At 66.6% G+C, this 14,393-nt stretch carries 14 protein-coding genes; 5 read left to right on the top strand and 9 right to left on the bottom strand.

The window, feature by feature from the left end; translation table 11 throughout:
* Positions 1 to 148: 148 nt before the first annotated feature.
* The 8 genes from ACZK5G_RS20675 to ACZK5G_RS20640 all read right to left on the bottom strand — a co-directional run bounded on the left by ACZK5G_RS20675 (position 149) and on the right by ACZK5G_RS20640 (position 8,116).
* Complete coding sequence (locus tag ACZK5G_RS20675) at positions 149 to 538, bottom strand: Na+/H+ antiporter subunit G (protein WP_049401677.1); 390 nt, start codon at positions 536 to 538, stop codon at positions 149 to 151.
* Complete coding sequence (locus ACZK5G_RS20670; RefSeq protein ID WP_005411334.1) at positions 535 to 819, bottom strand: K+/H+ antiporter subunit F; 285 nt, start codon at positions 817 to 819, stop codon at positions 535 to 537. The genes ACZK5G_RS20675 and ACZK5G_RS20670 overlap by 4 nt, the downstream gene beginning before the upstream one ends.
* A complete protein-coding gene (locus tag ACZK5G_RS20665) occupies positions 816 to 1,322 on the bottom strand; it encodes a Na+/H+ antiporter subunit E (protein WP_032127154.1) in 507 nt (168 codons plus the stop codon). The genes ACZK5G_RS20670 and ACZK5G_RS20665 overlap by 4 nt, the downstream gene beginning before the upstream one ends.
* The gene (locus ACZK5G_RS20660; RefSeq protein ID WP_049401675.1) at positions 1,319 to 2,854 is read right to left on the bottom strand and encodes a monovalent cation/H+ antiporter subunit D; all 1,536 of its coding nucleotides are present in this window, start codon (positions 2,852 to 2,854) and stop codon (positions 1,319 to 1,321) included. The genes ACZK5G_RS20665 and ACZK5G_RS20660 overlap by 4 nt, the downstream gene beginning before the upstream one ends.
* A complete protein-coding gene (locus tag ACZK5G_RS20655; RefSeq protein ID WP_180845044.1) occupies positions 2,851 to 3,243 on the bottom strand; it encodes a Na+/H+ antiporter subunit C in 393 nt (130 codons plus the stop codon). The genes ACZK5G_RS20660 and ACZK5G_RS20655 overlap by 4 nt, the downstream gene beginning before the upstream one ends.
* The gene (locus ACZK5G_RS20650) at positions 3,243 to 6,074 is read right to left on the bottom strand and encodes a monovalent cation/H+ antiporter subunit A (protein ID WP_329894204.1); all 2,832 of its coding nucleotides are present in this window, start codon (positions 6,072 to 6,074) and stop codon (positions 3,243 to 3,245) included. The genes ACZK5G_RS20655 and ACZK5G_RS20650 overlap by 1 nt, the downstream gene beginning before the upstream one ends.
* Positions 6,075 to 6,407: 333 nt before the next feature.
* A complete protein-coding gene (locus ACZK5G_RS20645; protein ID WP_032127158.1) occupies positions 6,408 to 6,893 on the bottom strand; it encodes an Mpo1 family 2-hydroxy fatty acid dioxygenase in 486 nt (161 codons plus the stop codon).
* Positions 6,894 to 7,189: 296 nt separating this feature from the next.
* On the bottom strand, positions 7,190 to 8,116 hold the full coding sequence (locus ACZK5G_RS20640; protein ID WP_032127159.1) for a phosphoribosylaminoimidazolesuccinocarboxamide synthase: 927 nt from the start codon (positions 8,114 to 8,116) through the stop codon (positions 7,190 to 7,192).
* A 141-nt stretch (positions 8,117 to 8,257) separates the two neighbouring features.
* On the opposite strand from ACZK5G_RS20640, the gene ACZK5G_RS20635 reads away from it, so the two are divergent.
* The 4 genes from ACZK5G_RS20635 (at position 8,258) to yegS (ending at position 11,050) form a co-directional block, all read left to right on the top strand.
* On the top strand, positions 8,258 to 8,587 hold the full coding sequence (locus ACZK5G_RS20635; protein ID WP_005411327.1) for a J domain-containing protein: 330 nt from the start codon (positions 8,258 to 8,260) through the stop codon (positions 8,585 to 8,587).
* A 30-nt stretch (positions 8,588 to 8,617) separates the two neighbouring features.
* Positions 8,618 to 9,292 (top strand): ribulose-phosphate 3-epimerase, encoded by a 675-nt coding sequence (gene rpe, locus ACZK5G_RS20630; RefSeq protein ID WP_478464614.1) that lies wholly within the window; start codon positions 8,618 to 8,620, stop codon positions 9,290 to 9,292.
* Between the two features lie 59 nt (positions 9,293 to 9,351).
* Positions 9,352 to 9,834 carry a GNAT family N-acetyltransferase gene (locus ACZK5G_RS20625; RefSeq protein WP_032127161.1) on the top strand — a complete coding sequence of 161 codons (483 nt, stop codon included), beginning with the start codon at positions 9,352 to 9,354 and terminating at the stop codon, positions 9,832 to 9,834.
* Between the two features lie 280 nt (positions 9,835 to 10,114).
* Positions 10,115 to 11,050, top strand: coding sequence for a lipid kinase YegS (gene yegS / locus ACZK5G_RS20620; protein ID WP_032127162.1), 936 nt, complete (start codon positions 10,115 to 10,117; stop codon positions 11,048 to 11,050).
* Positions 11,051 to 11,065: 15 nt separating this feature from the next.
* On the opposite strand, the gene ACZK5G_RS20615 is transcribed toward yegS, so the two are convergent.
* Positions 11,066 to 11,929, bottom strand: a complete 864-nt coding sequence (locus ACZK5G_RS20615) for an ankyrin repeat domain-containing protein (RefSeq protein ID WP_230080636.1) — start codon at positions 11,927 to 11,929, stop codon at positions 11,066 to 11,068.
* 105 nt (positions 11,930 to 12,034) lie between these two features.
* On the opposite strand from ACZK5G_RS20615, the gene ACZK5G_RS20610 reads away from it, so the two are divergent.
* Positions 12,035 to 14,392 (top strand): Tle-like phospholipase domain-containing protein, encoded by a 2,358-nt coding sequence (locus ACZK5G_RS20610; protein ID WP_478464612.1) that lies wholly within the window; start codon positions 12,035 to 12,037, stop codon positions 14,390 to 14,392.
* The last annotated feature ends 1 nt before the right edge of the window (position 14,393 follow it).

Below are 14,393 nucleotides of genomic sequence, written 5' to 3'. Positions count from 1 at the left end.
ATTGCAGTCGGTAGATCCACGCCATGCGTGGATGCGGTTGGTTCCGTGCCGACCAAGGTCGGCACCCACCACCGGTCACCCGGTGGGTGCCAACCTCGGTTGGCACTCAGGGAAACAAAGCGCCGACCAAGGTCGGCCTCTACCGGATTCACCGGTTCTGCGTGGTTTCTTCTTCCCGCACCGGTTCCGGCGGCGGCAGCTGCTCTTCAGCAGCCGGCTCGTTGCCGGGCAGGCTGGGGCGGGTTTCCATCAGCAGCGACAGCGCGGCCTTGGCCATCATGTGCGCGCTGATCGGTGCGGTGATGAACAGGAACACGGTGATCAGCAGCTCGCGCGGCTGCGGGTCCTGGCCGAGAAAGATGTGGTAGCACACCGAGCACACCAGCACGCAGCCCACGCCCAGCGTGCTGGCCTTGGTCGGTGCGTGCAGCCGCTTGAAGAACGTGGACAGCTTCACCAGGCCCAATGCACCGACCAGGATGAAGAAGCAGCCGAACAGCAGCAGGATCGACAGGCCGATCTGGATCGCGGTGATCATTCGACGATGTCCCGGCGCAGCACGAACTTGCTCAGCACCACGGTGCTGCCGAAGCCGAGCATGGCGATGATCAGCGCCGCCTCGAAGTAGATCGGCGAGTTGAGGTACATGCCGAACAGCATCAGCTCGGCAATCGCGGTCACCGACAACGTGTCCAGCGCGAGGATGCGGTCGGGCACGGTCGGCCCGCGCAGCAGGCGCCAGGTGGCCAGCAGCATGGCCAGGCCGACCACGTGCATGCACACCACCAGGGTGGTCTGGATGACTTCAAAACCGGTCATGGGAAGATCTCCATCAACGGCGCCTCGTAACGGCGCTTGATCGTATCGATCAGGTCCTGTGGGTCCTCCAGGTGCAGCACGTGCACCAGCAGGAACTTGCGGTCGTCACTGAGCGCGGCCGAGACCGTGCCCGGGGTCAGCGTGATCATGCTGGTCAGCGCGGCGATGCCGTGGATGTTGGCGATGTCCAGCGGCAGCCAGATGAAGCCCGGATGGATGTTCTTCTCCGGGCCCAGCACCTGCACGGCGACGCGGATGTTGGACATCAGGATGTCCCACAGGGTGACGCACAGCAGCTTGGGCAGCGGGCGCAGGGTACCGATGCGGGCGAACTCGCGGTCCAGACGCGCGGCGAACAGCGGCACCACCACGCCCAGCACCAGCCCCAGCACGAACTGGCCGAGGGTGAAGCTGTCGGACATCAGCAGCCAGAACGCCACCACCATGATGCTGAGCATCGGCGAGGGAATGATGCGGCGGAACAGGGAACGCTGGGCGGTCATGGCTGGCGGATCTCCGGCGTGGTCGCGCGCAACTGCTGCACGTACTCGCTGGGGTGCAGCAGCTGTGCGGCGGTGGCGTCGGTGTAGCGCATCAGTGGCGCGGCGGCCAGGGTCATGCCGATGCCGTAGGCCAGCAGGATGCAGGCCGCGTACAGCTCGACCCGGCGCAGGCGTGCCTTGCGCGGCTTCGGTGCATCGGCCTCGACCGGCGGCACGCGCCAGAACAGGCGGATGCCGCCACGGGTCAGGCCCATGATCACCAGCAGGCTGCTCACCAGCACCGCGGTCCACACCGGGGCGGTGTACTGCGCCGGCATTCCGGCCAGCAGTGCGGCCTTGGCCAGGAAGCCGGACAGCGGCGGCAGGCCGGCCACGGACACCGCGCCGATCAGGAACAGCACCGCCGGCGTTTCCTTGCCCGGCATCGGCGCGACCACTTCCTTGCGGTCGCTGGCGCCACCGCGGCGGCGGCGGATCAGGTCGGCAATCAGGAACAGTGCGGCGGCGACGAAGCTGCTGTGCGGCAGGTAGTACAGGCCGGCGGACAGCACCTGCGGCGTGCCTACCGAGAAGGCGATGAACAGCGTGGCTGCCGAGACGATCACCAGATACGAGATCAGCACGCGCAGGCGGGTCGCGGCCAGCGCACCGAGGCCGCCAAGTACCAGCGTTGCCACGCCGGCCCACAGCAGCCAGTCGCGGCCGTAGCCGGCCATCGCACCGGCATCGTCGCCGAACCACAGCATCTGGATGCGCAGCACCGAGTACAGGCCGACCTTGGTCATGATCGCGAACAGGGCGGCCACGGCGGCCGGTGCGCGCGAATAGGCTTCCGGCAGCCACAGGTACAGCGGCATCAGTGCAGCCTTGGCGCAGAACACCAGCAGCAACAGGCCCATCGTGGCCTTTACCAGGGTCAGCTGCGCCGGCGGCACCTCGGCAATGCGCTGCGACAGCTCGGCCATGTTCAGCGAGCCCAGCGAGGCGTACAGCAGGCCCAGTGCGATCAGGAACAGGGTCGAGGCGGTGACGTTGAACACCACGTAGTGCAGGCCGATGCGCATGCGCAGGCCGCGGCCGCCACTGAGCAGCAGGCCGTAGGAGGCGATCAGCATCACCTCGAAGAACACGAACAGGTTGAAGATGTCGCCGGTCAGGAACGCGCCATTCAGGCCGACCAGCTGGAACTGGAACAGTGCATGGAAGTGCGGTGCGCGCCGGTCCCAGCCCGAGCAGGCATGCAGCAGGCAGGGAATGGCCAGCAGCAGGGTGGTCAGCAGCATCCACGCCGACAGCCGGTCGGCCACCAGCGCGATGCCCAGGCGCGACGGCCAGTCGCCGAGCAGGTAGACGTTGATCTCACCAGTGGCGGTGGCGGCAAACAGCAGGCCCACCGCCAGCGCCAGCGCCGACAGCGCAGTCCAGGCCACCGCGCGCTGCACCTTGGGGCCATAGCGGCGGTGTTCGACGAACAGCGACAGTGCAGCACCCAGCAGCGGAATCAGGATGGGCAGGATCACCAGGTGGTTCATGCGCGGTCCTCGCCCTGGCGCGGCAGCACGCTCTCATCCTGCAGGTCGTCATCCGGCTCGTGGGCGTCCACATGGTCGCTGTGGTTGTCGCTGCGGCTGCGCATGGCCAGCACGATGCTGACCGCGGTCATCGCGAAGGCGATCACGATCGCGGTCAGCACCAGCGCCTGTGGCAGCGGATCGGTGTAGTTGCCCAGGTGACTGTCCACGCCTTCCTGCAGCACCGGTGCCTTGCCCAGCACCACGCGGCCACCGGCGAAGATCAGCAGGTTGGTGGCGTAGGACAGGAAGGTCATGCCGAGGATCACATCGAAGCTGCGCGCACGCAGCAGCAGGTAGATGCCGATGGCGGTCAGTACGCCGATCGCGGTAGCCAGGGCCAGTTCCATCAGTGCATCTCCCCGGTGCGTGCCGAACGGCGTTGCAGGTCGATCTCACCCTTGCGGGCAGTGCGGGTACGCGACGGCTTGATCGTGCCCATCATCGACAGCATCAGCATGGCGCCACCGAACACCACCAGATAGACGCCGATGTCGAAGCCGATCGCACTCGCCAGCGGCACGTCGCCGATCAGCGGCAGGTGCAGGTCGAGGTGGCCGCTGGTCAGGAACGGCACGCCGAACAGCATCGACGCGCTGCCGCTGAGCAGGGCGATCAACAGGCCCATGCCGATGCAGCGGATGTAGTCGAAGCCGAAGCGCGACTCCACCGACGCGGTGCCCTGGATCACGTACTGGATCAGCAGCGGCACCGCCAGCACCAGGCCGGCGATGAAGCCACCGCCCGGCGCGTTGTGGCCGCGCAGGAACAGGAAGATCGATACGGTAAGCGTCAGCGGGAACATGATCTGCGCCAGGTCGGCCGGCACCGGCAGCTTGATCGGCGGGCCGGGCATGATCTGCTCCGGCGCCATCCGCGTGCGACGCAGCAGCGCATGCACCACCAGTGCGGCGATGCCGAACACGGTGATCTCGCCGAAGGTATCGAAGCCGCGGAAGTCGACCAGGATCACGTTGACCACATTCTGGCCGTAGGCCTCGGGCAGGGCACGGGCGAGCAGCTCGCCGGCCATGGTGTTCGGCGGCAGCGTCATCGCCGAATAGGCCAGCGCACCCAGGCCGGCGCCGGCGATGATCGCGATCACCGCATCGCGGCGCTTGCGCCAGCGCGGCCGCTCCGGCCCGGACTGCGCGGGCAGGTAGTTCATGCCCAGCAGCATCAGCACCAGGGTCACCATCTCCACCAGCAGCTGGGTCAGCGCCAGGTCCGGTGCGGACAGGAACACAAAGGTCAGCGCCACCATCAGGCCAACGCCGCCGACCAGCAGCACCGCCAGCAGGCGCTGCTTGTAGACACGGAGGGTGGCAACGGCGCAGGCCATCATCACCAGCCACAGCACCCAGCCCAGCAGCGGGATCGGCTGCGGCGCGGTCCAGTTCGGCGAGGCCGGGTTGGCCACGAACGGCGCGGCGGCGACCGCGATCGCCACCAGCACCAGGCCCAGCAGCATGCGCTGCAGGCTGCCATTGGCGATGCCGTTGGTCAGGCGCATGGCCAGCGCGGAAAGGGCATCCAGCTGCGCATGGAACACGTTGCGGCCGGTGGTGCGGGTTTCCACCCCGTGCAGGTTGATCAGCTTGCGCAGGCCGAAGTACAGCGCCACGCCACCGACCACGCCGATCGCGCTCATCGCCAGCGGCAGGTTGAAGCCGTGCCATACGGCCAGGCTGTACTCGGGCATGGCGTTGCCGAGGATCGAGGCCGCAGCGGCATGCAGCACTGGCGCCACGGTCAGTGCCGGGGCGATGCCCACCGCCACGCAGATCACCACCAGCAGTTCCACCGGCACCTTCATCCAGCGCGGCGGCTCATGCGGCACGCGGTCGAGGTCGTGCGGGCCGGGGCCGAAGAAGGTGTCGTGCACGAAGCGCAGGCTGTAGGCCACGCCGAACACACCGGCCAGCAGCGCCGCGATCGATACGGCCGTGCGCATCGCGCCCGGGCCGCCACCGGCGGTCAGCGCTTCGGCGAACAGCATTTCCTTGGACAGGAAGCCGTTGAGCAACGGGATGCCGGCCATCGCCAGCGAGGCGATGATCGCCAGCGCGCTGGTGAATGGCATCAGTTTGCGCAGGCCACCCAGCTTGCGCATGTCACGGGTGCCGGTTTCGTGGTCGATGATGCCGGCGGCCATGAACAGCGAGGCCTTGAAGGTGGCGTGGTTGAGGATGTGGAACACGCCGGCCACCACCGCCATCGGCGTGGACAGGCCGAACAGCAGGGTGATCAGGCCCAGATGGGAAATGGTCGAGTACGCCAGCAGGCCTTTCAGGTCGTGCTGGAAGATCGCATTCCAGGCACCGATCAGCAGGGTCAGCGCGCCGATGCCGCTGACCGTGTAGAAGAACAGGTCGCTGCCGGCCAGTGCCGGGTGCAGCCGCGCCAGCAGGAACACACCGGCCTTCACCATGGTGGCCGAGTGCAGGTAGGCAGAGACCGGGGTCGGCGCCGCCATCGCGTGCGGCAGCCAGAAGTGGAACGGGAACTGCGCGCTCTTGGTGAAGATGCCGGCCAGCACCAGGAACAGTGCGTACGGGTACAGCGCGCTGGCGCGGATCTGCTCGCCGGCGGCCAGCACCACGTCCAGGTCGAAGCTGCCGACGATGCGGCCGATCAGCAGCACGCCACCAAGCAGCGCCAGGCCACCGCCGCCGGTGATCACCAGCGCCATGCGCGCGCCCTCGCGGGCGTCCTGGCGGTGCGACCAGAAGCCGATCAGCAGGAACGAGCTGATGCTGGTCATTTCCCAGAAAATCATCAGCAACAGCAGGTTGCCCGACAGCACCATGCCCAGCATGGCGCCCATGAACAGCAGCAGGTAGCAGTAGAAGCGGTGGGCGTTGTCCTGCTGGCTCAGGTAGTAGCGCGCATACAGCACCACCAGCGCGCCGATGCCGAGCACCAGCCCGGCGAACATCCAGGCCAGCCCGTCCAGGCGCAGGGTGAAGTCCAGACCGATCTGCGGCAGCCAAGGGACCATCGTCCGCACGACCTGGCCGTCGAGCACCGACGGGGTCAGCCAGCCGAGGATGGCCAGTCCGCCCAACGGCGCCAGCGCCGCCAGCCAGGCAGCAGTCGAGCGCGAACTACGGGGGAAGGCCGCAACAGCCGCTGCCATCAGGAACGGCAGGGCCAGCAGCAGGGGCAGGCTGGGGAGCATGCAGGGAATCCATGATTCACGAGCAGGTCAGGGAGGATAACAGGCTGCGAAATGTCGCCGAAACCCATCGAACAGCGATCAATTGCATGTAACGTCCGCTGATTCATTTTTTCTGCAGTGCAGCATCACGTTGCTGCGGTCCCTCCCCGGTTGCTCTCGGGGGACACCCTACGCCCACGCAGGGAGACCGCAGGCCCTGTCGCACAGGGGCTGCCGTCGACGGGCGGGAGGTGGGGAACGGATCACCGGTGCAGGCTGGCAGGGCCGTCGTGGAGTGCGGGTGACGGAATCTGCCCGTTCAGGAAACGAGGGGCACCGTCGGCCACGGGCAGGTCAGTAGCGCCAGTCGAGCTTGCGGTAGAACTTGGCCATCACCCAGGCCGGGCCGATCAGCAGGTAGGTCAGGTCGGTCAGGAAGCTGGGCTTGCGGCCCTCGAACTTGTGACCGATGAACTGCGCGATCCAGGCCACAACGAATACACCCACCGCCAGCCAGAACAGGTTGTGCAGGCCGATCTCGGCCTCCAGCAGCCTGCACAGGCAGCCGAATACGAAGAACTGGATGAGCATGCCGATGCCCAACGGGCGCGACAGCTTGTTGTAGAAGCACCAGGCGCTGAACATCGCGAACGCCGACCAGATGCCGTACTGGAACCAGGTGATCAGCGGCGGCAGGCACCACAGCAGGGCCACCACCGACCACAGGATCGCCGGCACCGCCACCACGTGGATGCGCTGGTTGATCAGATTGCGGTGGTCGTCGGAGTAGCTGGCGAAATAGCGGTCGATCGGCCGCGCAAGCTCGGTGGATGTCTGCATGCTGCGTTGCTTCCTCGGACAACGGTAGTGCCGGCCGCTGGCCGGCAATCCAGAGCATAGCCGAGTTCGCGAGGTTGCCGGCCAGCGGCCGGCACTACCCCCAGGCAACCGTCAGTAGAGCCAGGCCATGCCTGGCTGCAGGTTCGCGAGGTTGCCGGCCAGCGGCCGGCACCACCCCAGGCAACCTGCAGTAGAGCCAGGCCATGCCTGGCTGCAGGTTCGCGAGGTTGCCGGCCAGCGGCCGGCAGTACCGCATTCAGAACGCCCCCAGCCAGACCGGCGGGGGGCGCAGGGCATCAGTCGACGCTGATCCCGGCCAGGCGCTGCAGCGCCTCGGCGTACTTGGCGCGGGTGCGCTCGATGATCTCGGCCGGGATGGTCGGGCCCGGGGCGGTCTTGCCCCAGTCCAGCGTCTCCAGGTAATCGCGCACGAACTGCTTGTCGTAGCTCGGCGGGCTGGTGCCCACTTCGTACTCGTCGGCCGGCCAGTAACGCGAGGAATCCGGCGTCAGCATCTCGTCCATGATGTACAGGCGACCATCGGCGTCGGTACCGAACTCGAACTTGGTATCGGCCAGGATGATGCCGCGCTCGCGGGCGTATTCGGCGGCGAACTTGTAGATGCGCAGGGTGGCATCGCGCACGCGCTCGGCCATCTCGGCACCGACCTGCTTCACCATCGCATCGAAATCGATGTTCTCGTCATGGTCGCCCACGGCGGCCTTGGTCGAGGGGGTGAAGATCGGCTCCGGCAGCTGCTCGGCCTGGCGCAGGCCGTCGGGCAGGTCGATGCCGCTGACCTTGCCGGTGCGCTGGTAGTCCTTCCAGCCGCTGCCGATCAGGTAGCCGCGGGCGATCGCTTCCACCGGCACCGGCTTCAGCTTGCGGGTGACCACCGCGCGCTTGGCGTACAGGGCCGGGTCCACGCCTTCGGGCAGCACGCTGGCCACGTCGATGCCGGTCAGGTGGTTGGGCATCAGGTGCGCGGTCTTGGCGAACCAGAAGTTGGAGACCTGGCAGAGCATCTCGCCCTTGCCCGGAATCGGGTCGGGCAGGACCACGTCGAACGCCGACAGGCGATCGGTGGCCACCATCAGCAGGTAGTCGCCCGGCGGGGTCCCTGCTGGCAGCCGCTCGCGCGGGATATCGAACACATCACGCACCTTGCCGCGATGGCGCAAGGGCAGGCCGGGGAGATCGGATTGCAACAGCGTGGTTGGCACGGGCACTCCTGGGGCGTTGTCGATACGGCTGCCCAGCGGACCCGGCGGGCCCGCTGACCAGCGGGCGGCCTAGTGTAAAGCCGTCCGGGCCCGCTGTGACGTAAAATGAGCGTCCATTTCGTCGGTCGACCCCGGAGCGCCATGCGCTGGTACGGAAAACTGCTCGGATTCATTGCCGGCGCCCTGCTGTTCCGGCCCAATCCGCTGTTCGGCGCGGTGGTCGGCCTGTTGATCGGCCACGCCTTCGATTCGGACTGGTTCCGCCTGAACAAGGAGAACCCGTACCGGGAGCTGGGGCTGACCTCCGAGGCCACCGATGCCGAGGTCGAGCGCGCCTACCGCAAGCTGATTTCCCAGTACCACCCCGACAAGCTCGGCGGCGCGGCCCCCGAGCTGCAGCAGCAGGCCGAGCAGAAGTCGCGGCGGATCAACGCCGCCTACGACCGCATCAAGACCCTGCGCAAGCGCTGACCCTCTTTCCTACCGTTGCAAGGCCCGGCCATGTCCAACTGCCTCATCGCCCCCTCCATCCTGTCCGCCAACTTCGCCCGCCTCGGCGAGGAAGTCGACAACGTCCTCGCCGCCGGCGCGGACTGGGTCCACTTCGACGTGATGGACAACCACTACGTGCCGAACCTGACCATCGGCCCGATGGTCTGCCAGGCGCTGCGCAAGCACGGCGTGACCGCGCCGATCGACGTGCACCTGATGGTCGAGCCGGTGGACCGCATCATCCCGGACTTCGCCGAAGCCGGTGCCACCTACATCAGCTTCCACCCGGAAGCGAGCCGCCACGTGCACCGCACCATCCAGCTGATCCGCTCGCTGGGCTGCAAGCCGGGCATCGTGCTCAATCCGGCCACCCCGGTGGACATCCTCGACTGGGTGCTGGACGACCTGGATCTGGTGCTGCTGATGTCGGTCAACCCGGGCTTCGGCGGCCAGGCCTTCATTCCCTCGGCGCTGGACAAGCTGCGCGTGGTGCGCAAGATGATCGATGCCAGCGGCCGCGACATCCGCCTGGAGATCGACGGCGGCGTGAAGGCCGACAACATCGGCGAGATCGCCGCTGCCGGTGCCGACACCTTCGTTGCCGGTTCGGCCATCTTCAACGCCAAGACCAGTTACCAGGACGTGATCGCGCAGATGCGCGCGAATGTCGCTGCGGCACGCTGACAAAAAAGGGACGGAGGGGATTAAGCTCGCCTGATTCCCTCCGTCTCCCTTTTCCGCCCATGGCTCTGTTGAACATCCGTCCGGCCACTGTGGCCGATGCCGGCCTGATCCTGCATTTCATCCGCGAACTGGCCATCTACGAGAAGGCCGAGCATTCGGTGCAGACCGATGAGATCGGCATCGCCGAGAGCCTGTTTGGCGCCGATGCCACGGCGCGCGCGCTGATCTGCGAAGCCGACGGCGAGCCCATTGGTTACGCCGTGTATTTCTACAACTACTCCACCTGGTTGGGCCGCAAGGGCATCTACCTGGAAGACCTGTATGTCAGCCAGGAAAAGCGCGGCGCCGGTGCCGGCAAGGCGCTGCTGAAGTACATCGCACGCCAGGCCGTGGCCGAGGGTTGCGGTCGTTTCGAATGGTCGGTGCTGGACTGGAATACCCCGGCCATCGAGTTCTACACCGCCGCTGGCGCCACGCCGCAGGACGAGTGGACCGTGTACCGGCTGCAGGGCCAGGCATTGCACGATTTCGCCAACGGTTGAAGCGAAGTGCATCTACGCATGGCGTGGATCTACCCACCGGGTGGGTGCGAACCGCGACCCGGTGGGTGCGAACCTTGGTTCGCACTCCCTACGCACCAAAAAAAAGCCACGCCAATCACTGGCGTGGCCTCGCTGCATGCGTGGGAGGCTGATCCTGCCTCCATCCGTCGTCCCTGCTATGGCCTTCCATTCTCCAGCAGCTGAATGACACCTGCGTGACATTCACTGCGGACAAACGGCGCATTGCTAGCCTGTGCCACCCCCGTCCTGGAAGCACCGCATGACCACTCCGCGCTGGCGCCTGATCCTCAACGGAAAATCCGCAGGCAATGACGAGCTGCGCGACGCGGTCGGTCATTGGCGTGGGCAGGGCGTGCAGCTGGAAGTGCGGGTGACCTGGGAAGACGGTGACGCCGAACGCTACGTGGCCGAGGCGATCGATCATGGCGTGGACGTGATCGTGGCCGCCGGTGGCGACGGCACGCTCAGCGCGGTGGCCGAGACGCTGGCGCATCGTGAGGAGCCGGCAGATGCGTTGCCCTCGCTGGCGCTGATCCCGATGGGGACCGCCAACGACTTCGCGACTGCGGCCGGCATCCCGACCGAGCCGAAGGCGGCCTTGGCCTTGATCGGGCAGGCCACGCCGCATGCCATCGATCTGCTGCGCGTGGACGCCGATGGCACGCAATGGTGGTGCGCCAACCTCGCCAGCGGTGGCTTCGGCACGCAGGTGACGGTGGAGACCGATGCCGGCCTGAAGAAGATGCTGGGCGGGCTGGCCTACGTGATCACCGGCATTGCCAAGCTGGGGCGGATCGAGCCGATCCATGCGCGCCTGTCGGGCCCGGATTTCGCGTGGGAAGGCGACTTCATCGCGCTCGGCATCGGCAATGGCCGCCAGGCCGGTGGTGGCCAGCAATTGTGCCCGCAGGCGCTGATCGATGATGGGCAGCTGGACGTGACGGTGCTTCCGGAGCTGGAAGGTGAAGTCACCGCCACGCTCGGCCAGATGTTGAAGTCGGGCACCCAGGCCGCACTGGAACAGCTGGCAACGCGCGCGCGCCTGCCGTGGCTGCAGGTGGAATCCGAGCGTCCGTTGACGCTCAACCTGGACGGCGAACCGGTACAGGCGCGCCAGTTCCGCATCGCGTGCGTGCCGGGCAGGGTGCGGATGCACCTGCCCGTGGGCTGTGCCCTGTTGTCCGAGCCGCGCTGAGCCGGACCGGAAGTCCTACAACGGGGGGATGTCCTGCTCCTTCGCCGGGAACCCGAATGCTTCACGCTTCTCGCGGATGTACTGCGGCAGCGGCGGCCGGGCAATGCCGTGATCGATCAGCCACTGCTGGCACTTCTTCTGCCAGGGCAGCAGGTCCGGTGTGGTGATTTCCCAGTAGATGGCTTCGACCATGGCCATCCGATCGGGCGCGCCCGGTTGCGCCGATGACGGCGATGCAATCGTGGGGTCCGCGCCATGCTCAAGCAGCCAGTAAGCCTGCTCGAAGCCGCCACGGCCGGTGTACCAGCTGAGAACGGTATCGGCCTGGCCGATGTTGGATTCGTTGACGTGCGCGCCTCGCTCCACCAGCAGCTGGATGTTCTTCCACAGGTTGCCGGAAATGAAAGCCTGGAACAGCAGCGTTTCGGTGTTGGAGGTGCGCGTGTCCGGGTCGCCGCCATGATCCAGCAGCAGGGCCAGGTAGCGCGGATCGTCCATCTTCGCGGCATAGACCATGGCGTTGTTGTGGCGGAACGTCTCGCCGTCCAGCGTTTCAATACGCCGTGCATTCGGGTCGGCGCCGTTGTCGAGCATCGCGCGCAGGCCTTCCAGGTTCTGTGCGCGCAACGGCCACGCGATGAGCGGAATGCCATCCTGCTTCGAGAACTCCTTGTCGGGGTTCACGCCTTCGGTCTTGATCAGGCGCGTGATCGTCGCTGCATCACCCTGTTCGGCGGCGATGGCCAGTTCAAGTGCCTTGCCCTCGAAATAGCGCTCCGCGCCATGTGAAGACGTGCGCGCGCAGGCGCTCAGCAGCATCAGCAGCATCAGCGCCAGGCAGGAAAATGGCGTAAAGGAACTGTGAGGGTGACGGTGCATGTGATCCCTTGACATGGACGCGTTCGGGGGATGATAGCGTTGGCCGTGGTCATTCCAGCAGGTCCTGGATGACCGTGTCTTCACTGATGAGCAATGGAGTCTGCCATGAGCGGTCACGATCCCGAGCAGCAGGAACGCCTGTTGCAGGCCCGCGCCAAGAGCGTTCAGGCGCAGCAGCACCTGGTCGAGCAACTGCAGGGAGGTGGACATGCCACCGAGGCGGCGCGCTTGCGCGAGACCTATCACGCCCGCGAGCTGGGTTCGCTTGCTGATGATGTGTATGCCTCGGCAAAGGGCAAAGGTGAGCCGCCGGTCGGGTGGACGCGGGCCAGTGCCGTGACCGACCCGGACACGCTCAAAGCGGCGGGCATCAACCTGGGGGCGGCCGACCTGAAGAAGCTGATGCGGCCGAACGACTCGGGCTTCCGCGCAGAGATCTACATTCCGGACAAAAGGGTGTTCGGTGATGACGCCAAGCCGGTGCTGGTGTTCAAGGGCTCAACGGGCGAAATCATCGATCCCCGGGCGAAAGGCGGGCGGCGTGAGTCCGGAGGCGAGGATTTCCTCAACAATGGACGCCAGGGCGTAGGCATGCAGAGTGATTACTACGATCGGGCCATGGCACTGGCGAGTCGCTTGAAGACCTCTGGTACCCAGTTTGAACTCGCCGGTCATTCGCTTGGCGGCGGCATGGCCTCTGCCGCTTCGGCGGTTACCGGTGTACGTGCGACCACCTTCAATTCGGCCGGGCTGCATCCGGCCACCGCCGATCGCTACGCGAAATCCCACGGATTGCCGGTGTTCAACACGCGCGACACGGTGCACACCTACCAGACGTCGGGTGAAGTGCTCAACGATGTGCAGAATGGATTGAAGCGGCTCAACGAGCATCACCGGCAGGGCTTTGGCCTGTTGGCCAGCGAGACCAGCCAGCTGCTGCGTCAGCCCGGCGTGCAGCAGATGGTTACCCGCAAGCTGCAGGAGATGATGCCGGCGGGTGCGCAGACGGCCACGGCCCAGCTGGTTGACCAGCTGGCGTCGAAATCCGGGGCAGAGGCATTGCGCAATGTTCCGGTGGCCGCGGGCAGGATGGAACTGTTGCTGGACGCCAAGACCGAAGTGAACGGAAAGGTGGTGGACCGCCGCCATCGAGAAGCGCCAAGCCAGCTTGCCGAATACGGTGGCCCGCTGGCCGAGGTGCTGATCGCAGGTGCGCGCGGCATGCGTGCCGGACGGGTTGCCGGTGAACATGTCGAGCAGGTCGGCGCGCTGGCGGGCCGGGGCATGAGCCTGTCCGGCGTGGCCGTCGAGCGTGCGTCGACCCTGCAGGGAAATGCGATCGGCACCGTGGTCGACTACGGTGGCAAGAGCATGCGGGTGGGCATCGAAGGCGGTGCGACGGTCATTGCCAAGGGTCGCGAGCTGCAGGGTCTGGTCGAATCGGTCAGCCACCGCGTGCAGGCCAAGGGCAGTTACGGCTGGAACATCGGGGCCAGCGTGCTGGGTGCGCTCGGTGCCGACGACATGGCCAGACAGATGCGTGAGCACGGTGATGCGGCGCGCAATCAACACGAAACCAAGGCCCGTGAAGCCACCCGTGAAGCGGCGGCGGATGCCGGCCGCATCCGTGCCGGCGGCCATCATCTGGGCGGCCAGCTGCAGCAGGGCGTGCATGGCGTGGCCAATGGGCTGCGCAACGGCTATGCCGTGTACGGCGCGACTTTCCACATGGGCATGAACTGGAGCAGCCATCAGATCACCGGGCTGACCTCGCAGGCGCCGGCCGTGCTGGCCGGCACCGTCGGGCTGGGCGCGATGGCCAACAAGGGCATTGCCACGCACCTGCCCACGCCGGCACTGCCGCAGAACCTGGTCAACCTGGCCAAGACGTCGTGGGTGATCGGGCGCGGCAGTGCGACCATGGGGGAGTCGGTGGACCGGCATGGCATGAGCGAGACGATGAACCCCAGTCTCGACGCGGCAATCGCGAGCCAGGAGGCGGCCGCGCGCAAGCTGCTTGGACGGCCGCATGCGCAGCTGCAGGAGGGGGGCGCGAAGATACCCGCGCTGAACGATCCGGGGCACATCGATTTCCATCTGTTCAAGGGCGCGCAGACCGGCGTGCACGGCCTCGATGTGGCACATGGCCGCATCCCGAACCTGCAGAGCGATCAGCTGGCCGGGGCGTTGGCTGCGCAGGCCAAGCGCGAAGGGTTGCAGGCCATCTCCCATGTGCTGCTCAGTGACGACCGCACGCGGGCATTCGCGATCGACACCCCGGATCTGCAGGCGGCCCACCGCCGACATGCGCATGTGGACGTGGCGGCCGGCATGGCCCAGCCGCTGGCCGTGAGCACGGCGCAGGTTGACGCCCTGAACACCGGTCGCGAACAGGCGACGGCAGCCGGACTGGCCCAGCAACAGGGGCTGGAGGCCCAGGAGAACGCCCGGCGGATGGGCTAAT

It is taken from the genome of Stenotrophomonas sp. 62841_Sma, assembly GCF_056482945.1.
This window is presented reverse-complemented; position numbering and strand designations above follow the sequence as displayed.

What these genes read in the sequence shown, in the direction of transcription:
- yegS (WP_032127162.1), top strand. Translation starts at nt 10,115, where the DNA reads ATGACCACTCCGCGCTGGCGCCTGATCCTCAACGGAAAATCCGCAGGC.
- ACZK5G_RS20670 (WP_005411334.1), bottom strand. Translation starts at nt 819, where the DNA reads ATGACCGGTTTTGAAGTCATCCAGACCACCCTGGTGGTGTGCATGCAC.
- ACZK5G_RS20635 (WP_005411327.1), top strand. Translation starts at nt 8,258, where the DNA reads ATGCGCTGGTACGGAAAACTGCTCGGATTCATTGCCGGCGCCCTGCTG.
- ACZK5G_RS20625 (WP_032127161.1), top strand. Translation starts at nt 9,352, where the DNA reads ATGGCTCTGTTGAACATCCGTCCGGCCACTGTGGCCGATGCCGGCCTG.
- ACZK5G_RS20655 (WP_180845044.1), bottom strand. Translation starts at nt 3,243, where the DNA reads ATGGAACTGGCCCTGGCTACCGCGATCGGCGTACTGACCGCCATCGGC.
- ACZK5G_RS20615 (WP_230080636.1), bottom strand. Translation starts at nt 11,929, where the DNA reads ATGCACCGTCACCCTCACAGTTCCTTTACGCCATTTTCCTGCCTGGCG.
- rpe (WP_478464614.1), top strand. Translation starts at nt 8,618, where the DNA reads ATGTCCAACTGCCTCATCGCCCCCTCCATCCTGTCCGCCAACTTCGCC.
- ACZK5G_RS20650 (WP_329894204.1), bottom strand. Translation starts at nt 6,074, where the DNA reads ATGCTCCCCAGCCTGCCCCTGCTGCTGGCCCTGCCGTTCCTGATGGCA.
- ACZK5G_RS20665 (WP_032127154.1), bottom strand. Translation starts at nt 1,322, where the DNA reads ATGACCGCCCAGCGTTCCCTGTTCCGCCGCATCATTCCCTCGCCGATG.
- ACZK5G_RS20675 (WP_049401677.1), bottom strand. Translation starts at nt 538, where the DNA reads ATGATCACCGCGATCCAGATCGGCCTGTCGATCCTGCTGCTGTTCGGC.
- ACZK5G_RS20645 (WP_032127158.1), bottom strand. Translation starts at nt 6,893, where the DNA reads ATGCAGACATCCACCGAGCTTGCGCGGCCGATCGACCGCTATTTCGCC.
- ACZK5G_RS20660 (WP_049401675.1), bottom strand. Translation starts at nt 2,854, where the DNA reads ATGAACCACCTGGTGATCCTGCCCATCCTGATTCCGCTGCTGGGTGCT.
- ACZK5G_RS20610 (WP_478464612.1), top strand. Translation starts at nt 12,035, where the DNA reads ATGAGCGGTCACGATCCCGAGCAGCAGGAACGCCTGTTGCAGGCCCGC.